We start from the raw sequence: 20,746 nt of genomic DNA on the forward strand, positions 1-20,746 counted from the left end.
GGGAAACAACATGACAAAGAAAATTGTGCTACCACCACAAGAAGGTACACCAGCAGTTAACGAAGGCATTAAAAAAGAGAGTAACTATTTAAGAGGTACACTAAAAGAATCAATGAAAGACCCACTAACAGGTTCAATTGGTGCAGCCGATCAAAATTTAATTAAATTCCATGGTAGTTACATGCAGGATAATCGTGATGAGCGTGACGAGCGTCAACGTAAAAAACTAGAACCATCTTACCAATTCATGATTCGTGTACGTACACCAGGCGGAGCAGCGACAAGTGAACAGTGGCTCATGATGGATGAAATGGCACGTACGTACGGGAACGGTACTTTGAAAATTACAACACGCCAAGCCTTTCAGTTACATGGCATTTTAAAATGGAATGTAAAAGCCTATATGCAAGAGATGAATCGTGTCTTACTTGATTCGCTCGCTGCATGTGGTGATGTAAACCGAAACGTGATGTGTAATGTCATTCCTACGACATCAAAAATTCATGAAGAAGTGTATCAATGGTCTGTGAAAGTCAGTGAACATTTACTGCCGAAAACACAAGCTTACCATGAGATTTGGTTAGATGGTGAAAAAGTACATGATACACCACAAGTGGAAGAAGTGGAGCCGATTTATGGTGAGTTATATTTACCGCGTAAATTCAAAATTGGGATTGCGATTCCGCCAAGTAATGATACAGATGTTTATTCACAAGATATCGGTATTATTGCGATTGTAGAAGACAATGAATTAAAAGGATTTAATATTACAGTTGGTGGCGGTATGGGAATGACACATGGTGATGATGAGACATACCCACAACTTGGTCATTTAATTGGCTTTGTGACACCAGAACAATTACTCGTAACAACTGAAAAAATTGTGACAATTCAACGTGATTTCGGTAATCGAATTGAGCGTAAAAACGCACGATTCAAATATACAATTGATCGCTATGGAATCGAGTGGTTTAAAGAGGAGTTACACAAACGTCTCGGTTTTGAATTAGAAGAAACACGTCAATTCCATTTTGAACGTACAGGTGACGAATATGGCTGGGTAAAAGGTGAAAATGGTAATTGGCACTTTACATTATTTGTTCAAGGTGGGCGTGTGAAAGACTTTGAAGATTATCCACTTATGACAGGTCTACGTGAAATTGCGAAAGTGCATGAAGGTCGATTTTTCATGACACCGAATCAAAACTTAGTCATTTCAGATATTACGCCGACTAAAAAGCGAAAAATTCAATCGCTGATTACAAAGTATAAGTTAACTGATGGCAAGCATTATTCAGCGCTTCGTCGTAATTCAATCGCCTGTGTATCACTTCCGACATGTGGTTTAGCGATGGCAGAAGCGGAGCGTTATTTACCAAGTTTAATTACAAAAATTGAAGAAATTTTAGATGAATCTGGCTTACATGAACAAGAGATTAACATTCGTATGTCGGGTTGTCCAAACGGTTGTTCACGTGCGGCAATTGGTGAGATTGGTTTTATTGGAAAAGGACCTGGTAAATACAATATGTATTTAGGTGCAGCATTTAACGGTTCACGCTTAAATAAAATTTATAAAGAGAATGTCGATGAAGCGACGATTCTGCAAGAGTTACGTACGATTATTCCGCACTATGCAAAAGAACGCCTTGAAGGAGAACACTTTGGCGACTTTGTTATTCGTGCAAACTATGTAGAGGCAACAACGGACGGTACAAACTTCCATACGAAATCATCTGTGTTACGATAATTGACAAAAATAATTGGGTAAAATAGGTATCTTATAAGCGGAAACAGGGTATAGTGGAAGGGAAAGAAGTTGAGCAATGGCTCGATAGAAAAGGGGTAGATGTACGATGTTCACAAAAAAAGTCGTAGTTGCTTATAATGATACAGACTTATCCAATGATGTACTTGATTATGTTCATGAGATTTTAGAAATGCATGCAGAAATTGAGTTAAATATTGTGTATGCTTACGAACACCCACTTGAAAATCCATCACCATTTCAACGAAACTATGATGACGGTGCGCCAGAGATGCTTGCCTATGCAGAGCAGATTATTCAAAAAGCAAAAAATCGCTTCGTTGACTTACCAAATCATGTAGAGGGTTTTGTCTATGATACAGGCCCAGCAGCAGCAATTTTAAGTCATGCACATGATCATCATGCAGATTTAATTGTCATAGGTAATAGAGGAACAAGAGGGTTACGTGAACTCGTATCAAGCGTCAGTCGAACAATTCAAACGAAGTCACATATACCTGTCTTAACCTTCCCTAAATTTGTTCAAGAAGAATTTGAAGAAGAATACCATAAGTGAAAAAATCACCTCAAAAGTATAGAGCCGTATGCTTTTGAGGTGATTATTTATTTTAAAAATTCAAAATTTTTACAAATTATAAAGAGTTTGAACACGTTATACTAGTGAAAAGACATATAGGAGGTTGATGGAAAGTGGCGAATCAATCAAAAGAAAATTGGTATGGTCGAATAGACCTCCCTACGACATTCGACAATTTACGCTATCATCAAGTCGTTGCATGCCATGAAGAAGTAAGTGAATTAGCTTTTGTTCCAACGATTGGACTCATTGGATTTTCATGTGATGAAGGTGTCAAAAGATATCAAGGTCGCGTAGGTGCAGCGGAAGCACCAGCCGCCATTCGACGTGCGCTCTCCAATATTCCTTGGCGCGCACCACAACCTTCTAAATTAAAAGATTACGGTAATATTTTATGTGAAGAATCACTCGAAACTTCTCAAAAAAAATTAGGTGAGAAAGTTTATCATATTTTACAACATAAAGAACGTGCGATTATTTTAGGTGGTGGTCATGAAACATTATATGGACATTACCTCGGTGTACGTAAAATGTACGGAGCGGATGTGAAAATCGGTATTTTAAGTATTGCGTCGCGCTTTTCGCTTCATTCGTATGATCAACATACAACCTCAATGTCTGTTATGAAGCAGATTTTAGATGAAGATGATCACGTTACATGTTTTGCCTGTGGGATTGGGCGTTATACGAATACGAATGAATTATTTCAACGAGCAGAAGCCTATGGTGTTGCGTATTTATGCGAAGATGAGTTAGCACGTGGTGAACTTCAAATGATGATGGACGAATTTACGCAAACATGTGATGTCATGATGATATCTTTATGTATGGACGTTTTAGACGTTGCCTATGCACCAGGTGTAAGTATCCCAGCTGTTTGTGGATTAGAACCAAAACAAGTACGTGAAATTTTACAAGTCGCAACGCGTCAACCGAATGTCGTTAGTTTTAGCGTATGCGAAGTAAATCCTGTACATGACCAAGACCACCGAACAGAAAAATTAGCAGCGCACTTAACGAATATTGTCATGATGGGCTTATTACAAGCCTTTTAGCGGACATAAAAACACGAAATAAACAAACTTATTCTCCAGTAGTTGCCAACTGAAACCTCCGCTCGTTAAAATGAAAGAGAAGTTCGTAAAGAGAGGGCGTTTCACATGGCAAAAGAAGCACGTTCATATGTTTTAATGTTAATCGGTACATTTATTTTAGGGATTTCCTTTAATGCCTTCTTATTACCTGCAAAACTTGCAGCAGGTGGCGTTGTCGGTATTAGTACGATTTTATATGAGCTTTACCAATGGAATCCAACCATTGTTCAGCTATCCATTAACATTCCATTATTTTTTGTAGGGTATGCTTTACTTGGGAAAAATTTCAGTGTGAAGACATTAGTGGGGACAGTGATGCTACCATTATTTATCGCAGCAACTGCACATATTCCATTCAAAGTACATGATCCCATGCTTGCATCCATTTACGGTGGTATTTTAACAGGTGTTGGGTTAGGTCTTGTCTTTCGTGGAAATGGTTCAACAGGCGGTACAACGATTATCGGGCAATTATTAAAAAAATATTTTCATTTTTCCAGTGGGTTCGCTCAATTATTAATTGATGCAGCAGTCGTTATTGCAGCGATGTTTGTATTCAATTTAGAGTTAGCACTGTATGCGATGATTGCCATCTTTATTACGAGTAAAGTCATTGACTTGGTACAGCTTCGTACATCGTCATCTAAACTTGTATTAATTATTACCGATCAAGAAGAAGAAGTACGCCGTTTAATTCATCAGGAAATTAACCGAGGCTTCACAAAAATTTGGTCTGAAGGTGGCTATTCAAAACAACAAAAAGCGCTATTGTTTAGCGTTGTTGAGCAGTCAGAAGCCGTCTATTTAAAAGAATTACTCCAAACACAAGGAACCGATTCTTTCGTTATTTTCTTAAATGCCTCGGATATTATGGGACGTGGCTTCTCACTCCCAAAAGATTACATGCGTGGCGAATAGTATATCGAATAAATTCAACTCTCGTATGATGTGACGATCAAACGAGAGTTTTTAGTTTTGGATTGAAAACGAACATTCGCGCCTCAAAAAGGACCACTCGTCTCCAAACTCAATCACTTTAGTACTTTATTGGACAGTTCTATAAAAGAATATTAAGATAGTATATAAGGTTCAAGGAAAATATGCTTTCTTTATATAGTAGAAAGACTTGCCATACATAAAAAACATAAGACAGTGTGTTAATAATTGTCAAAATGGTGGTATAGATGTATTTGATGGACCAAATAAGAGGAGTGGAATTATGACAAAGCAACAGTTAGAGTTGCGTGAGATCCAAATTGAAGAAATGGATCAATTTATTAAACTTTTAAATTATGTATTTCAAATTAATGTATCGATGCACAAAGATCGTGTATTCATTAATGCGAAATCAAAGCAATTCCGTGAGGGGACTGCGATGGGCTGGTTCGACAAAGACCATTTGATTTCTCAAATATTAAATTTACCGTTCCAAGTGAACATTCACGGTAAAATTTATGAAATGGGGGGAATTACAGCAGTTGGCACGTACCCAGAGTACTCAAGCCACGGTTTAATGCATAAGCTCATTTTAAAAAGTTTAGAAAATATGCGTGACGAAGGCCGTTCAATTTCATACTTATTCCCATACTCAATTCCTTATTATCGTAATAAAGGTTTTGAAATTATGAGTGATATTGTTGAATATCAAATGAAGGATACACAGATTCCTTACTATGACCAAATCGAAGGACAGGTGCGCCGTGTGCCACTTGAACATGAACATATTAAACAGATTTATCATGAATACGCACTTGAAAAGCATGGGATGATGGTGCGTAATCCAATCGCATGGAATGAAAAATTCCAAGAAAGTTACTGGGAAGAGAAGTTTGAAGGAAGTGATACACAACTTCAAACAGCTGTTTACTATGAAGCAGAAACAGACGAACCAGTCGGCTATCTTTTCTATCGTATTATGGAAGAAAACTTCTATGTGGATGAATTAATCTACTTAACGAATGAAGCGCGTAAAGGACTATGGAACTTCATTCATGCACATAAATCCATGGTTTATCATGTATTTGGAAAAACGAGTGGAACAGAATCCATCGCCTTTTTAATGCAAGATAGCGAAATTAAGCAAAGTTTATCGCCGTACTTTATGGCACGTATTGTCGATGTGCAATCATTCATGGAACAGTTCCCGTTTGAACTACCTGACTTCACATTACGCATTGCGGTGGAAGATCGTCTTGCAAAGTGGAATGAAGGAACATTCGAAGTGACATCTGCTTCTGGTCGCGTAACGGTGACAAAGTTAAGTGATGATTTAGTAGATGATGCAGTGCACGTGACCATCCAAACATTAACCACGATGTTACTCGGCTATTTGCGCCCGCGTTATTTATATAGTATTGAACGAATTACAACACCAACTGAAGAAATGGTTGAACTACTTGAAGATTTAATTCCAAATCACATTCCAAGCTTCATCGATTATTTCTAATATTTGTTGGGAAGGCTACTTCTTCCTCTTGTTCGAACAAGAACGAAGAAGTGGCTTTTTTTATTCAATTACTTTTAAGTTTTTCAAAAAGAGGTGATAAAGTGAAAAAATTTTTAAGTTTATTTCGTTTTATTAAGCCATATTGGTTTATTACTACACTTGCGCCTTTTTTTATGTTAATCGAAGTAGGTGCTACACTTTTCCAATTATTATGCGTACAGTATGTAATTGATCATGGAATTAAGCAGAATGAACCGAAAACCGTAATATTGTATATTTTTTATATGATAATCTGTACGTTAATTGCTTTGGCTGCAGGGGTTGCATGTATTTATTTCGGTACAAAATCAAGTGTGTACGCGGCAAATGATTTACGTTCAGCACTTTATATTAAAATTAGTTATTTTACAAAAAAGCAACGAGAAGAAGTAGGCGTAGGAAGACTAATCACGAATCTAACAAATGATGTAAACGTTATTCAGCAAGCATTTACACAATTATTAATGGTCTTAATTAGAGGGCCATTTATATTTATAGGAGTAATTTTTGTTGTTTGGTTTACAGCGAATCATTTGTTTATAATTCTCATCTGCATGTTAATTTTATTAGTATGTATCGTCTTACTATTTTCAATTTATGCCTATTTTTTATATGGTCATGTTCAACGTGCATTAGATGCAGTAAATACATTATTATTTGATTCATTATTTGGCATGTATATTATTAAAGCTTACCATCGCCTAAAAGAACAAATTCAGCGCTTTAAAAAAATTAATGGAAATTATACGCAACAAAATAAAAAGACAGCACAAGTCATTGGTTCCCTTAACCCACTTGTCATGCTCATTATTAATTTAGGAATTGTTAGTACGCTATGGATTGGTCTTTTAAAAATTGATATAAATCAGATTCAAGTAGGGGCTGTTTTAGCCTTTATCAACTATTTGAATTTAATTTTCAGCACAGTAACACTTAGTATCATGGCACTTATGCAATTAGTGCGATCTCTTCCCTCCATTCAACGCCTTTCTTTTATTTTCACTCTTCCAAAAGATATTTCTCTAATTGAACCTAAAAGTCATTCTGAAATAGGGGACATTACTTTTCAAAATGTTACATTTTATTATAAACAGCAAATGAAACCTCAATTAAAAAATCTTAATTTTCACATTCCTTTTGGTCAAAGTGTAGCAATAATTGGCGATATCGGCTCAGGGAAAACGACTTTACTGCGCCTCATTGCACGACTACATGCTTTTCAAGAAGGTGATATTTTAATAAATGGACAATCTATTCAACATTTTGAAGGTGAAGAACTTCGGCAACAAATTGCATTTGTACCACAGCAAGCATTTTTATTCTCAGGTAGTGTTGAAAGCAACTTGAAATATGGAAATATAACAGCAAACAAAGAGAGTTTAAAAGATGTACTCAAACAATTTCACATTTGGTCAGGAAAGCAACATATAGAATCTTTATTAGAAAGTGATATAGATACATTATCTTATGAGCAAAAGCAACGTATAGCGATAGCACGTGCCTTGATTCGAGAAGCAAAAATGATTGTAATCGATGATTTAATACCTACACGTGACTTTTTAAAAGTAAATCATATTCAATCATATATCCAAAAACATGCACAACAACAAACACTCATTATTGCAACATCAAATTTATCGACTGTTCAAAAAGTAAATCAACTCATTTTATTAAAAGAGGGAGAAGTAATAGCGAAGGGTACACACGAAGAGTTATTACAGCAATCAGCATATTATAAACAGATGTACTATGCGCAACAGGAGGGGAAATAGATGATGAAAGAATCAATACAAACAAAACATCAAGCATCTAAAGCAGTTTTATTGCGATTAACTAGGTATATATTACGAGATCGTCTTAAAATTTGTATTGTTTCAATCTCCATTCTCCTGTCAACAATATTAACAGTTTACGCGCCGACGCTCTTAGGACACATTGTAGATCGATACATTTTAAAGAGAGATATTTCAGGTACTTTTGAGCATTTACTTTATTTAGCGCTTATTTATTTAGTTGTAAGCGCATTAGCATGGGTTGAGACGTATATGATGATTCAAGTTTCAGTAGGAGTTGTGAGAGCGTTACGGTTAGAGTTGTTTGAAAAATTTCAAGTTTTACCCCCCAGTTACCATAAAGAACATTCGCCAGGAGACTTAATGAGTAGGCTAACGAATGATTTAGATAATTTAAGCACTGCATTGAGTCAAAATGCAGTTCCACTGATTTCATCCATATTAACAATCTCAGGTACCATTATTGCTATGCTGCTTCTGTCATGGCAGTTAGCACTTATTAGTTTTATTATTTTACCGTTTTTATTATATGTTTCACGAAAAATTGTCATGCGCTCTAGTACAGATTATGTAGCAAGGCAACATGCGCTTGGAAATATGAATGCACATATTAATGAACATATATTAGGTGCGGAGGTAGTGACATTGTTTAATCAAGAGAAGGAACAGTGGCATACATTCAATACAAGAAATCGATGTTATAAAAAGGCAGATTTCCAAGCAGAAGTTGTTTCAAGTTCTTTAGCACCATTAAATCGTTTTTTTAATAATATGGCACTTACACTGATGGTGGGAGTAGGTGCAATTATGACGGTATATGGTATGGCAACAATTGGAATGATTGCTTCATTTAGTGCTTACTCACGTCAATTTTTTAAACCGACTGAACAGTTATCAAATGCATTGAATTCATTACAAGCTGCATATGCTGGTGTGAAACGTGTTTTCGAAGTGTTAGATGCACCCAATGAATTTACTAAAGATCAAGAAAAAATATCTTTAAACGAAATTAATGAAGACATCATTATTGAAAAAATGTCTATTGAAAATTCAGAAGGTGAGATGGTATTAAAAGAGATTTCGATGCAAATACCGCTAGGAAAGCGAGTGGCAATCATTGGTCCAGCTGGTTCGGGGAAAACAGCATTATTAAATTATTTAAATACATTTTATGATTTAAAAAGTGGACGCATCTTAATAAACAATGAACTAATATCTAATTATAAAAAAAGCCAACTGCGTAAATGCATTAATAGTGTTCCGGAACACATGTATCTATTTACAGGAAGTATTCTAGAGAATATTCGATTAAGTAATCCATCAGCCACAGATGAAGAAGTTATACAAGCAGCTAAAAAAGTACAAGCACATAAATTTATTAATCGTTTACCTGAAAAATATGAAACGATGCTTTATTCGAATGGTGATAATTTAAGTCAAGGAGAGCGACAATTAATTACTATTGCACGAGCTGTTTTAGCGAATCCAGATGTTCTTATTTTAGATCAAATAATAGCTGAGTTTAACATGTCAATTAACTTACACATTCTAAAACCACTTCAAGAAGCAACGAGAACAAAAACATTAATCTTCACAACGCATAATATAGATGTATTACATGCTGTGGATTGGATTTTCGTTTTAAAAGAAGGGCAACTTATTCAACAAGGAAGACATGACGATTTAATAAAAGAAAGTGGTTTTTATCGAAGTTTATATGAGCCGGTTCAAAAATAAAGTATGAAAAAAGACATAAAAGCATAGTAAATTGAAATTATTGAATTGAAATAGGTATAAAAGTAATAGGAGAAATGAAAAAACAAGTCGAAAAGCGATGATTTTTTTGAAAAAAATAATAAGTAAATAGTAATTGTTTGTAGTGTTTTTTCACATATCATGTATACTAAAGATATGTAGAAAAGGGGTTTGTGACATATATGGAAAAGAATAATCATACACAATATGAAAAACGAATCCAACAAATCGAATGTAGCGGACAACCTGTACTAATTGGTGAGAAGCAACAGTTACAGAGGATTCAATTTTTACTTAGTAAACATATGAGTACGCGTATTACAGCTCGGAAATTACGTGAGCTGATTGCCGATTCAAAAGACGATTTAAAACTGCTCGTTATTGGTGATGTATATGCAGACAAAGCAACGTTTATTAATACGCTATTGAATCGCCATGTTATGCCAAGTGAATACCATGGTGTGTCGTATGTACACACAATCATTCATTATGGTGAGGAAGAAAGTGTAACAGCTCACTTTTTAGATGGACAAGTTGCACAGTTTTCTCTGGGTCAAGTGGAGCTATTTGCCATATCGGATACATTTAGTTCTCAAATGATGCGAAGTGGTTTAGATTATGTTGATATTGTTTTAAAACATGACTTATTAAAAGCGGTGACAATTTTTGATACACCTTCGTATCAAAAGTCTGTTTTTGTTAAAGAGAGTTTTTTAAAGCGAAGCCAAGCAGTTGTATGGCTCGCAAATCATCAGTTTAAAGGATTACCTTCAGAACGTGCATTACTAGCACGAATTGGTCAAGAACAGAAAGAAATGCTGTTTTTACTAAATGAAGATCCATATAATTTATCATCTGAAATTTTAGAAAAACAAGATTTTTTCGGTGCTTTCAAACAATTATCGGTTTCTTTTCAAGCATTGCAAGAAGCAGTTGAAAAAGACGAACATGCATTATATCAGTCCTCAAATTTTGATCAATTGTTTGCGTATATTCAGATGTGTCGTTTAGATAATGAAGCTTTTTCAAATCTGATTCACCAACGGTTCTTTGAATGGGTGGATCGATTTATTTTAGAAATTCGTTCATTGGTACAGCGCGATCCATATTTAGAAGCTTATAGTATGTTGCGTGAATTTATGGATGAGAGTGATGATGCTGTTTATCAGTCGAAAGAACAAGAGCATAAAATTCATGAATTAGAAAAGACATTTGAACAACTAAAAAAAGAATATCATCAATTAGAAACGTCTTATCAATTGGTTGAATTTTTAAAAGCACATACAGCTGAATTACCTAAGAGTAAAAAGTTAATTCAGTTATATACAGAATATGCAAGTTTTGTTCAGCAATATAAAAGAGGCGTTTCAAAACAACTCTTTACAGACCCAGAACCAAAAAGAGAAGAAGTAGTTCGATATGAGCAACAATTTATAACATATTTTAAAGAACAAAAATCGGCTCTTTTACATGAAATTCAACAATTATTTATTGAAATTGAAAAACAAATTTTAGAAATTGAAAATCAATCAGAATATCGTGTCGTACGTTTAGAAAAAGCAGCCAAGCGACTTCAAGCTTTTGACCCGATTGTACAAGCAAAAACAGAAATTACATCAATATTAGAGCAAAAAACGATGTATGAAGATGTACCACATTTGTTAAAGCGAATCAAAGAGATAAATATGGATTACGCACCTGTTATTACGTACTTTGAAGAAAAGAAAAAACAACTTGCGGTAGAAGATGTCCAACAAAAACAAGCAGTTTACCAAGATATATTGGATGAATTACTGTTAGAAATGACCTATTAAAGATTTAATTCAAAAGAAGTATATTTCCTTCTTTTGAATTGATTCTTTCTATACGATTAGTGCCAATTTTTTTTGTGGAATGTGAGTGTTATCACTCATGCGGGATTATATAGTTATTACTATAATAGAACAGTACCGTAAAAGAAGTGAAAGGAAATGGACATCGTGCGTTATACTTGCGAATTTCACAAGAAAGAACAAAGTAAAGTATTACAAGAACATAAGATTGTTTTATATTGCCCAGATTGTGCAAAAGAGCATATTTTATCGATTATTCAAACGGAAGATCGTTTAAAAGAAAAGTATGCACAACATCATCATGAAAAGATTGAAAAAAATAGGCAACGTTTAATTCATCAACTGCTACTAAGTTGTCTTGTTGCGTTCTATTTACAGTTAACACCGTGGATTTTTGCACCTTTTTTCTATGATACGCAAACGATTCAACAATATGTACAAGCTGTAGGTTACACGTATCGTTGGATGTGGACGGAAGCATGGATGGTTCTCATTTCATCTATTTTACTCGGATTAGGTATTTATTATATACAAGATGCAATCCGAAAAATAAAAAAATTACCGCCATTACATTCAAAACGAACGTATCATAAGAAGAAAGATCAAGTGCATGCCGTCAAACGTTTTCAGCAATCAAGTAGGCTAAAAAAAGCACAAATCTATATTAAAAAATTACATAAGCGATTTATTGAAGAAAAAACAACGATTAAACCTGTCGAATTAATGACAGAATATGAATTAATTTTATATTATGCAAAATTAATTCAACATATGGCTTATAAAGATGTACAAATCATTGTACCTTCTGAAAGTTTTGGGGTGGCCATTATTGCACAACAACATGGTGTAAGAACTGCGATGATGGTATGTAAAGAACCTGAAAAGCTCACACCTGAAATGATGAATCATTTTGCAACAGGGCGTGCATATTACGATTGTGAACGTGCGATTTTAATGACACCCACAACACTTTGCCCAGATGGTAAACAATTCGCAGAGGAACTGCACATTACGTGTTGGAATATGAAAGAAAAAGAAGAACAATTAACATATGATGAATCGGAAGCGTGGCAAGCATACTTAGACCCTTACTTGATTAAACATGACCAAGATTTGAAGCAGTATGCAATTTACGAAACACATCGTTTATTAGAAACATATGATGCATAATAAAAAAGACAGAGGGATGGATAGTATCCAGTCCTCTGTCTTTTAATTAGTCTTTATAAAACACTTTATCAATGTTATGTTTTGCACGTAATGTGTTAATCATATATGTTTCGTAGATTTCACGTTCCATTGGATCTTCTACTACGAATACTTCAATCTTCGCAACTTCTTCACGATGATTTTTTAATGGTGATACTTGGTCTTGGAAATGTTTTTTCAAACGAGGGCGTAATTTACGCGCTTTTCCGACAAATAATAATTCATTATCTTCGTTGAAGAATAGAATTAAGCCGCCTTTATCACGAGGTACTTTATGGAAGTCGATGAAACCATAAATTGATGGAATCGGTACTTCACCATCTTTTAGTTTTTGTTCACGTTGACGAATGACTACGTCTGGTTTTGGCATTTCAATTTTAATCAAAAAAATTCACGTCCTTTATTCATATACACTACAATATACCATACTTTTCAATAATAATCGACCTTTGTTTCTGTTCACAATTGTCACAATTATTTTAGTAGTTTCATGATAGAATTTTGAAAGGATATTTAATCATCGGTATAATGTATGTAGGTGTAAAGACAATCCAGATGCAATTCATAAAATTGTCATATGATGATAATTATTTTAATGGAAAAGACCTTTTAACAAAATAGTATGATAAAATATTGAACTTGTAAGAAATAGATTTTATACAATTTAAATACATAGTTTGATTTTTTAGAATTAACTATAAAAGAACTAAGCAAAAACAAGGAGGGTATTTTGAATGAATCATTGGCCAGAGGGAGTAGCTCGACCTGCGATTCGTGCATTACACACTGCGGAATTGTATACGTTAGAGGACTTGCGTGAGATTGACGTAGAGAGTCTAAAACGTCTACATGGTATTGGCCCAAAAGCTTTCGCTGCTTTATCAAAAGCGATGGAAGAAAAGGGTTATGAATTTAAATCAGTAGAAGCAGAATAAATCATGAAAAAAGCACAGTCGTTTGGGGGACTGTGCTTTTTTATTATTCCTCCTTTGAAGAAGGAATTGCTATCTGTTGGAGTGCCGCAAATAATTTTGTTGTTTGTAAGGAGCGATAGTCGTAGGCAGCATCCTCCTGTTGATTTTTCAGAATATTAACTTCCTCATTTAATTTCTCCATTTTCTTATCGAGAAGGGCGGCTGTATGTGCAGCTTCTACGAGTTGATTAGATAAATAAGCGGGGATGTCTTTATTATATTTATAGTAAATTTTATGTTCTAAACTTGCCCAAAAATCCATCGCAATCGTACGAATTTGCATTTCAACATACACATTCTCCGTACGATCAGACAAAAAGACAGGTACTTGTAAAATCAAATGCAGGCTACGATAACCTGATTCTTTTGGCTGTTGGATATAATCTTTAATTTTAACAACCTTTAAATCTTCTTGTTTACAAATCATCTCTTGTATACGATAAATATCTGATTCAAAAGAACACGTAATGCGAATACCAGCAATATCTTGAATATTTTCTTTTATAGAAACTAAATCAAGTGGTATTTGTCGTTTTTGAATTTTAGCAATAAGACTTTCAGGTGATTTTAAACGTGTGTTAATATGTTCAATTGGATTATACTCGTGAATGAGATGAAATTCTTCTTTTAAAATTTTTACCTTTGTTTCAACTTCGTCTAAAGCAAAACGATAAGCCATCATAAAACGTGTTAATTCAACTTTTAACTGCTTTGCTTGTTGTTCAAATGATTGATCTAACGGCATATGACCACTCCCTTTCACAGTAAAATGAAGCACCCCTAAAAAGGAATGCTTAGAAAGTTTTAACGCCCAAAATCAAAAACGGTTGGTTTTGGACCGTAGTGGAAATCTTCATTTAAAGCGTCGATTTTTTTCATATCATCTTCTGAAATCGTAAAGTTGAATAAATCAAAATTCTCTTCAATGCGTTTTGGTGTCATTGATTTAGGAATCGTAACAACATCAGATTGTAAATCCCATCGTAAAATAATTTGTGCAGGTGTACGTTCGTACTTTTCAGCCAATTCGATGATTGTTTCGTTTGTGAGAAGTTCACCATTCATAAGAGGAGACCAAGCTTCTACAACAATATTATGTTCTTTACAGAATGCACGAACCTCTTCTTGTGTTAATTTTGGTGATAATTCAATTTGATTAATGACAGGAACAATATCTGTATGTGCAAGTAAGTGTTTTAAATGAGGCACTTCAAAATTACATACACCGATTGCGCGAACACGCTCTTCTTTATACAACTGTTCAAGTGCCTTCCAAACGGTTACATAGTTTTCATCTAAGCCTGGCCAGTGAATTAAGTATAAATCAATATAATCAAGCCCAAGACGCTTTAAAGAGTCCTCATACGCTTGAATCGTTTCGTCAAATGATAAGCCATCATTCCACACTTTTGTTGTAATAAATAATTCCTCGCGTGTCACAAGACCTTCTTCAATTGCCTCTTTAATGCCTTGACCGACAGATGTTTCATTTTGATAAATAAAAGCTGTATCAATACTACGATAGCCAACTTTGATAGCGTGTTTGACGTTTTTTGCTAAATCGCTACCTTCTTCCGAACGGAATGTACCATAACCAAGACCTGGCATTTTTACGCCGTTATTCAATGTAAAGTGCATCATATAATCTCCTCTTTCTTTCTTAAATTACGGAAAAAAACCGTCAATTTATTATTCAATAGCTTTTTTAAAAAGTACAGTCAAAACTATGTATGTAACCATACCCGTCCAAGACGAAGAAAAACAGATGCCACTACATGACATCTGTTTTTTGTTTAAGCTGTAATATCTTTTTTTGTAAAGACAGAGAAGCTAATCACTAAGAAAATAATCGCATATACAGCCATGACTGATAAGGCAAACCCGATTGTTAAGTCAGGTAGAATCGTGTAGCCTTTTTCGATTCCATTCAAATCTGTTACGCTAAACCAGAAATACTTGATGAACTCGTATTTTTGAAGTAGTGCAACAAGTGTAGCAGAAGTAAATGTAATGAATAGTGTTAAACCAATCGCCAGTGAACTTGAACTGAATAATGTACCAAGCATGAAGGCGAAGAAGATACTCATCGAAATATCACCATAACTTAATAAGTAACTATATAGTGTTTGTCCAATAAGGTTGACTTCTGTTACTTTTCCATCTTGTATTGTAAGTGATGTACCAGCAGAATCAAAGAATACATAGCCTAAAAGAGCACTTAATGCAAATCCAACTGTAGTTAATAAGATTGTAAATAAGAAAGTTGTAATTAGTTTTGATAGAAGAATTTTCCAACGAGCAATCGGACGTGTTAATAACATTTTAATCGTACCTGTGCCGAATTCGAATGATACAATTCCTGCTGCAACGATGACACCGAATAATGAGATAAGAGATAGGGCGCTTACACTACTTTCAAGGAAGCTCGCTGTTGAATCAGAAGCAGGTGGTTCTACATTATTCTTTAAACGATATTCAGCAATCTTTATTTCATTTTCTAGACGTTCTTTTTCTTTTGTTGTTAGATTTTCTTCAGTGAGGAAGGTTTTATTGCCTTCAATCGTCATTTGTTGTTGTTCTTTCCAAGAAGTTGGTTCCTCATCTCCATTCACTAACTTATCGAATGTTTTTAAACCTACTAGCATTGCAACAATAACTGCTAATGTTAGAATTAACATGACCCATGAAGATTTTTTTGACCATAATTTAACCCATTCATTTTTAATTAGTTTGAGCAATTTGTCCGCCTCCTGTCATTGCTAAGAATTGATCTTCAAGTGATTCGTGGAATGGTGCAACTTGATATACTTGTACATTGGCATCCATTAATTGTTGTAGTAGAGTCGGAACGTTTTGACGATCAATTTCTACTTTGAATAGCTGTTCATTTTGTGTGAATGTATAACCATGTGTTTGCAGACAACCTACTGCGTCACCTTCTAATTCAAGTTGATAGTAAGATGTTTCTGTTTCATTCATTTCACGAATATTTGTTAGTACACCATTTTGAATAATCGCGATTCTATCACACATCAATTCGATTTCTGATAGTAAGTGACTTGATACAATAATTGCCACTTGTTCTTGTTCCGCAATTTTACGTAAATGCTGACGTAAATCACGAATACCAGCTGGATCTAATCCATTCGTTGGCTCATCTAAAATTAAAAACTTAGGACGATGTAGTAATGCCTGTGCTAAGCCAAGGCGTTGACGCATACCAAGTGAATACGTTTTTACCTTTTCATGAATACGTTTTTCAAGTCCTACTTGATGAATCACTTCATTAATACGTTCTTTTGTAATATTTGGATGCATATTCGCGAAGTGTTGTAAGTTTTTATAACCTGACATAAATTTATACATTTCAGGGTTTTCAACAATTACACCAACATTTGAAATCGCTTCTTCAAATTCTTTTGTAATTGATTTCCCTTCAATTAGTACGTCACCAGATGTAGGTTTCATTAACCCTGTCATCATACGAATTGTGGTTGTTTTACCAGCACCATTCGGTCCTAAAAATCCTGTAATCTGTCCAGCGTAAAGAGATAAGTTGACATTTTTAATAATTTCTTTGCCTTTAATCGTTTTCGATAGTTGTTGCAATTCTACAACTGCTTTCAATGTCTTCATTCCTTTCGATATTGTTTTTTCATCCAAGAAACAGCATCTTGCTGCCATTCCTCTCGAATTGTTTCAAGCGAGTGATAGGAGATGACTTCACCATTCTTTAGTAGAAGAAGTGCATCTAAAATCGGTTCAACTTCATATAATTCATGTGTCGATAACACAATCGTTTGTGTTTCAGCATCTGTGAAGCGAATTAATCCTTTAATGAGTGAATCACGTACCATAGGATCTAGCCCAGAGAACGGTTCATCCATAAAATAATACGTGGTTTCACGCCCGAGAGTCGCGGCCATTTTTAAGCGTCCACGCTGTCCTTTTGAAAGTGTTTTAATTTTTTGTTCAATATTAATGTCTAAAAAATCAGCTACTTCGAGTGCTTTTAGGAAATTAAAATCTTCAAATTGCGTTTCATAAAATTGAAATAGTTGTACACCTGTTAAATAACTATAAAAATCATCCGTATCAGGTAAATAGGCGAAGCGACTACATGTTCGATGTGTCAATGGTTGATGATCTAATGTAATCGTGCCGTCATCAGGATTTTTAATACCAGCAAGTAGACGCAGAAGTGTAGATTTACCTGCACCATTTTCTCCAGCAATACCAATAACCTTACCAATCGGAATTTGAAAAGAGACATCGTTTAGAACGGGACGGTTGCGATGTTTATAACACACTTTCTTTACGTTAATCATGTGTATCAGCTCCTAACCGTTTAATTTCTGCCAGTACTTCTTCCTTTGTAAAACCAAATTCGTTCATATTGTGAAAAAATTGCTCGACAATGCGTCTACGTGTTTCTTGTCGAAGTAATTGAATACGTGCTTCATCCGTTGTAATGAATGTACCTTGTCCTCTTTTTGTTTCCGTTAGTCTCATCTGTTCTAACTCCTTATAAACACGCTGAACTGTATTGACATTAACACCCACTTCAAGTGCATATTCACGTACAGACAACATTTTCATACCAGGCGCCAAACGATTTTTAATGATGTCGCTGCAAATTCGTTCGACTAATTGTGCATAGATGGGTTTTTCACGATTAAAATCATTATTCATCTTTTTAACACCTTCTCTAACGAATATGTACTGATGAATAATAGTAAAACGAATAAAATAATCCCAAAATAAATTTCACGTACATACAAAAATTCATGTATCACATCATATAAACCATCTACGAAATTGCTAGGCATAGGAATCCAAGAAGCAAGGTTGTCACCTGTATACATCAAGTTTTTATACCATGTGAATTCATAAAGCAATACATTAAATCGCATAAATAAGATGAAGAGAATAATTGTTATAAGGTAACTAAATCGACCAATGTAGCGTTTGAAAAAGAGTAAAATGCCAAGTAATAGCGCAAAAAATGGTAGATTGAAAATAACTGACTCAAACATTTTATAACTTAAAAAGAAAATGATGGGAACAAAGGATGTAAGTGACGTGACATTCAATTGTGCAAGACAGATGAATGTGCTAATGACCATTAGTACAACTTGAACAAGAGTTACAAGTAGATAATAGATAGATTTAACAAAAAGAAGTTGCCAAAATGGTGCTTCCGTATGTAGCCATAAATCTAATTGTTGGGTCTCTTTTCGAATGCTATTGGCAAACAGAAAAGGAATGAGAAATACATAAAACATCGCCGTAAAAACGAGCAATCCAAGTACGAGTTCATAAAATGAAAAGATAAACACCTTTCGTGTTAAGAGCGGTAAAAACCAAATGATCAATATCGTACTTAATGTTAAAAGGTAAAATTCTTTTGTATCCCGACGCCATTCGCGTTGGAGTAATCCAAAAAAGCGAGCAAACATAAAAGGAAATCACCTCAATTTGTTCTAGTGTACTAGTAACATATTACACTAGAACATCCTATACGACAAGTACTTTTTAGCATATAATGGATAACGGAGGTTGTAATATGAAAACATATCATTATTTATTATTCGATTTAGATGACACATTATTTGATTTTCAATTAGCAGAGAAAGAAGCGCTAACACGTATTATGCGTGAATTAGCACCAGAAGATAATCAGCAACAATTGATTCAAACTTATAGAAAAATTAATCAGCGTCTTTGGGCACAATATGAATGCGGTGAAATTTCAAAAAATACAATTATTCATACACGTTTTGCCTTAACGTTTAAAGAATTCGGGAAAGAGATTGATGGGGAGAGAGCAGCAAAACACTACCAACAATATTTAGGTGAGGGAACACAGCTACTTGACGGTGCGCTTGAAACATTGAAACTTTGCAAATCACTCGGTTATCGAATGTATGCTCTAACAAATGGTTTAGAAAAAACGCAAAATAGCCGTTTAGATGGTTCGGGTATTCGTTCGTATTTTGATGCGATTTATATTTCAGAACAAACAGGCTCACAAAAGCCACAAACAGCATTTTTTGATTATGTTTTTGCACATTCGACAGAGATTATACCTACAGAAGCATTGATGATTGGTGATTCTTTATCTTCTGATATTCAAGGTGCGCAAAATATAGGAATTGATAGTTGTTGGTATAATGGCGCGAATAAGGAGACAGCTCATCAAGCAACATACGTGGTGCATAATCAAAAAGAATTGCACCAGCTACTTGCACAAGTCCCTGTAAAATAATAATGAGGTGATTTTTTGACGAATATCAAATTAATTGCGATTGATTTAGATGGAACATTACTTGATTCACAACATGCAATTCGTCCACATACGATTTCAGTTTTACAACAAGCTGTAGAAGAAGGAATTCACGTTGTCGTTTGTACAGGAAGAGGCATTTCACGTATTCGTCCATATGAAGCATTGATGGAATTAAAGCAACCTATTGTAGCGGCGAATGGTGCGGATGTGTATTATGAGGCAGGGCATGTAGGAGAGAAAGCTTATATCGATCTCAAAACAGCACAGCATATTTTTAAAACGATTGAGGACATTGGTATACCTTTTTGGGGTTTTACAGATGCAGGTGAATTTATTGATGGAATACCAAATGAACAGGAGATTGCGCGCTGTTTAAAAATTGGCGTACAATCTGAAGATCCGAAGCAGTTACAAGCTTTTTATGAACAAGTAAAAGGGTGGCAAGATATCGAACTAACAAGTTCTGCTTCAACGAATTATGAAATAAATCAACTAGGTATTTCAAAAGCATATGGAATTGAAAAGTTGTGTCGTCATTTACACATTTCTTTAGATGAAGTGATGTGTCTAGGTGATAGTGCAAATGATTTGGCACTTTTCCAAGTAGCAGGTTTTCCTGTCGCAATGCAAAATGCCATTTCAGATTTAAAAGAAATTGCAAAAGCAATGACCACATCGAATGACGAAGAAGGTGTTGCAAAAGCAATTGAGTGCTATGTGCTAAAAAAATAGAGAATATAGCGAATAGGATGTAGTCTTTAACAAGAAGAAGGCTGCATCTTTTTATGAGCAAAAATGCATAAAAAAACAATGTTCCACATAAAAATTTGTGTTTTCTTCTAAAAAAAACCGTTAATGTACACATTTATTTGTTTTTTCTAAAAATTTATGAATCGAAGGTTGTATTTATGTTAGAAGTGAAATATTATGTATATAAAAGAAAAAATGATACATATTATACGCAAAATAA

General features: G+C 34.6%; 20 protein-coding genes. 12 read left to right on the plus strand and 8 right to left on the minus strand.

Translation table 11 applies throughout. The annotated features are described in order from the left end of the window. The first annotated feature begins 10 nt into the window (after window positions 1–10). The 9 genes from cysI (at window position 11) to ACKVQX_RS06095 (ending at window position 12,474) form a co-directional block, all read left to right on the plus strand. Complete coding sequence (gene cysI / locus ACKVQX_RS06055) at window positions 11–1,750, plus strand: assimilatory sulfite reductase (NADPH) hemoprotein subunit (protein ID WP_338837962.1); 1,740 nt, start codon at window positions 11–13, stop codon at window positions 1,748–1,750. A 106-nt stretch (window positions 1,751–1,856) separates the two neighbouring features. Continuing rightward, on the plus strand, window positions 1,857–2,324 hold the full coding sequence (locus tag ACKVQX_RS06060; protein WP_068453110.1) for a universal stress protein: 468 nt from the start codon (window positions 1,857–1,859) through the stop codon (window positions 2,322–2,324). Between the two features lie 134 nt (window positions 2,325–2,458). Beyond that, window positions 2,459–3,400, plus strand: coding sequence for a formimidoylglutamase (locus ACKVQX_RS06065; protein ID WP_338837961.1), 942 nt, complete (start codon window positions 2,459–2,461; stop codon window positions 3,398–3,400). Window positions 3,401–3,505: 105 nt separating this feature from the next. Next, window positions 3,506–4,357, plus strand: coding sequence for a YitT family protein (locus tag ACKVQX_RS06070; protein ID WP_068453116.1), 852 nt, complete (start codon window positions 3,506–3,508; stop codon window positions 4,355–4,357). Window positions 4,358–4,655: 298 nt separating this feature from the next. Further along, on the plus strand, window positions 4,656–5,885 hold the full coding sequence (locus ACKVQX_RS06075) for an enhanced intracellular survival protein Eis (RefSeq protein WP_373863143.1): 1,230 nt from the start codon (window positions 4,656–4,658) through the stop codon (window positions 5,883–5,885). A 101-nt stretch (window positions 5,886–5,986) separates the two neighbouring features. After that, on the plus strand, window positions 5,987–7,696 hold the full coding sequence (locus ACKVQX_RS06080) for an ABC transporter ATP-binding protein (RefSeq protein WP_368633987.1): 1,710 nt from the start codon (window positions 5,987–5,989) through the stop codon (window positions 7,694–7,696). After that, on the plus strand, window positions 7,697–9,454 hold the full coding sequence (locus ACKVQX_RS06085) for an ABC transporter ATP-binding protein (RefSeq protein WP_409136094.1): 1,758 nt from the start codon (window positions 7,697–7,699) through the stop codon (window positions 9,452–9,454). It begins immediately after the preceding gene. A gap of 200 nt (window positions 9,455–9,654) precedes the next feature. Beyond that, window positions 9,655–11,286 (plus strand): dynamin family protein, encoded by a 1,632-nt coding sequence (locus tag ACKVQX_RS06090; RefSeq protein ID WP_409136095.1) that lies wholly within the window; start codon window positions 9,655–9,657, stop codon window positions 11,284–11,286. Between the two features lie 156 nt (window positions 11,287–11,442). Next, window positions 11,443–12,474: a restriction endonuclease gene (locus ACKVQX_RS06095; protein WP_068453131.1), complete on the plus strand. Its 1,032-nt coding sequence runs from the start codon at window positions 11,443–11,445 to the stop codon at window positions 12,472–12,474. 46 nt (window positions 12,475–12,520) lie between these two features. Here the strand turns inward: ACKVQX_RS06095 and ACKVQX_RS06100 are convergent, their stop codons facing one another. Beyond that, entirely contained in the window at window positions 12,521–12,898 is a 378-nt protein-coding gene (locus ACKVQX_RS06100; RefSeq protein WP_068453134.1) for a nucleotide excision repair endonuclease, read from the minus strand. A gap of 349 nt (window positions 12,899–13,247) precedes the next feature. On the opposite strand from ACKVQX_RS06100, the gene ACKVQX_RS06105 reads away from it, so the two are divergent. Then, window positions 13,248–13,448, plus strand: a complete 201-nt coding sequence (locus ACKVQX_RS06105) for a hypothetical protein (RefSeq protein ID WP_068453137.1) — start codon at window positions 13,248–13,250, stop codon at window positions 13,446–13,448. 43 nt (window positions 13,449–13,491) lie between these two features. Here the strand turns inward: ACKVQX_RS06105 and ACKVQX_RS06110 are convergent, their stop codons facing one another. The 7 genes from ACKVQX_RS06110 to ACKVQX_RS06140 form a co-directional block, all read right to left on the minus strand. Continuing rightward, the gene (locus tag ACKVQX_RS06110; RefSeq protein ID WP_409136096.1) at window positions 13,492–14,232 is read right to left on the minus strand and encodes a GTP pyrophosphokinase family protein; all 741 of its coding nucleotides are present in this window, start codon (window positions 14,230–14,232) and stop codon (window positions 13,492–13,494) included. A gap of 59 nt (window positions 14,233–14,291) precedes the next feature. Further along, complete coding sequence (locus ACKVQX_RS06115; protein ID WP_121175986.1) at window positions 14,292–15,128, minus strand: aldo/keto reductase; 837 nt, start codon at window positions 15,126–15,128, stop codon at window positions 14,292–14,294. 152 nt (window positions 15,129–15,280) lie between these two features. Then, window positions 15,281–16,225 carry an ABC transporter permease gene (locus ACKVQX_RS06120; protein WP_068453144.1) on the minus strand — a complete coding sequence of 315 codons (945 nt, stop codon included), beginning with the start codon at window positions 16,223–16,225 and terminating at the stop codon, window positions 15,281–15,283. Beyond that, the gene (locus ACKVQX_RS06125; protein ID WP_068457319.1) at window positions 16,209–17,123 is read right to left on the minus strand and encodes an ABC transporter ATP-binding protein; all 915 of its coding nucleotides are present in this window, start codon (window positions 17,121–17,123) and stop codon (window positions 16,209–16,211) included. The genes ACKVQX_RS06120 and ACKVQX_RS06125 overlap by 17 nt, the downstream gene beginning before the upstream one ends. Beyond that, a complete protein-coding gene (locus ACKVQX_RS06130) occupies window positions 17,120–17,815 on the minus strand; it encodes an ATP-binding cassette domain-containing protein (protein ID WP_068453146.1) in 696 nt (231 codons plus the stop codon). Before ACKVQX_RS06130 ends, ACKVQX_RS06125 begins: the two co-directional genes overlap by 4 nt. After that, the gene (locus tag ACKVQX_RS06135; protein WP_068453147.1) at window positions 17,808–18,179 is read right to left on the minus strand and encodes a GntR family transcriptional regulator; all 372 of its coding nucleotides are present in this window, start codon (window positions 18,177–18,179) and stop codon (window positions 17,808–17,810) included. Before ACKVQX_RS06135 ends, ACKVQX_RS06130 begins: the two co-directional genes overlap by 8 nt. After that, a complete protein-coding gene (locus ACKVQX_RS06140) occupies window positions 18,176–18,946 on the minus strand; it encodes a hypothetical protein (protein ID WP_068453149.1) in 771 nt (256 codons plus the stop codon). The genes ACKVQX_RS06135 and ACKVQX_RS06140 overlap by 4 nt, the downstream gene beginning before the upstream one ends. Window positions 18,947–19,053: 107 nt before the next feature. Between ACKVQX_RS06140 and ACKVQX_RS06145 the strand changes: the two genes are divergently transcribed. Next, a complete protein-coding gene (locus ACKVQX_RS06145; RefSeq protein ID WP_068453151.1) occupies window positions 19,054–19,755 on the plus strand; it encodes a YjjG family noncanonical pyrimidine nucleotidase in 702 nt (233 codons plus the stop codon). 15 nt (window positions 19,756–19,770) lie between these two features. After that, window positions 19,771–20,508 (plus strand): Cof-type HAD-IIB family hydrolase, encoded by a 738-nt coding sequence (locus tag ACKVQX_RS06150; RefSeq protein ID WP_087680210.1) that lies wholly within the window; start codon window positions 19,771–19,773, stop codon window positions 20,506–20,508. The last annotated feature ends 238 nt before the right edge of the window (window positions 20,509–20,746 follow it).

The organism is Kurthia sp. ISK08 (genome assembly GCF_046159805.1).
Lineage (GTDB): Bacteria > Bacillota > Bacilli > Bacillales_A > Planococcaceae > Kurthia > Kurthia gibsonii.

Bases quoted from the DNA above. Each gene is read 5' to 3' on its own strand.
- cysI (WP_338837962.1), top strand. From the start codon at position 11: ATGACAAAGAAAATTGTGCTACCACCACAAGAAGGTACACCAGCAGTT.
- ACKVQX_RS06060 (WP_068453110.1), top strand. From the start codon at position 1,857: ATGTTCACAAAAAAAGTCGTAGTTGCTTATAATGATACAGACTTATCC.
- ACKVQX_RS06070 (WP_068453116.1), top strand. From the start codon at position 3,506: ATGGCAAAAGAAGCACGTTCATATGTTTTAATGTTAATCGGTACATTT.
- ACKVQX_RS06085 (WP_409136094.1), top strand. From the start codon at position 7,697: ATGATGAAAGAATCAATACAAACAAAACATCAAGCATCTAAAGCAGTT.
- ACKVQX_RS06090 (WP_409136095.1), top strand. From the start codon at position 9,655: ATGGAAAAGAATAATCATACACAATATGAAAAACGAATCCAACAAATC.
- ACKVQX_RS06095 (WP_068453131.1), top strand. From the start codon at position 11,443: ATGGACATCGTGCGTTATACTTGCGAATTTCACAAGAAAGAACAAAGT.
- ACKVQX_RS06105 (WP_068453137.1), top strand. From the start codon at position 13,248: ATGAATCATTGGCCAGAGGGAGTAGCTCGACCTGCGATTCGTGCATTA.
- ACKVQX_RS06110 (WP_409136096.1), bottom strand. From the start codon at position 14,232: ATGCCGTTAGATCAATCATTTGAACAACAAGCAAAGCAGTTAAAAGTT.
- ACKVQX_RS06115 (WP_121175986.1), bottom strand. From the start codon at position 15,128: ATGATGCACTTTACATTGAATAACGGCGTAAAAATGCCAGGTCTTGGT.
- ACKVQX_RS06125 (WP_068457319.1), bottom strand. From the start codon at position 17,123: ATGAAGACATTGAAAGCAGTTGTAGAATTGCAACAACTATCGAAAACG.
- ACKVQX_RS06130 (WP_068453146.1), bottom strand. From the start codon at position 17,815: ATGATTAACGTAAAGAAAGTGTGTTATAAACATCGCAACCGTCCCGTT.
- ACKVQX_RS06135 (WP_068453147.1), bottom strand. From the start codon at position 18,179: ATGAATAATGATTTTAATCGTGAAAAACCCATCTATGCACAATTAGTC.
- ACKVQX_RS06140 (WP_068453149.1), bottom strand. From the start codon at position 18,946: ATGTTTGCTCGCTTTTTTGGATTACTCCAACGCGAATGGCGTCGGGAT.
- ACKVQX_RS06145 (WP_068453151.1), top strand. From the start codon at position 19,054: ATGAAAACATATCATTATTTATTATTCGATTTAGATGACACATTATTT.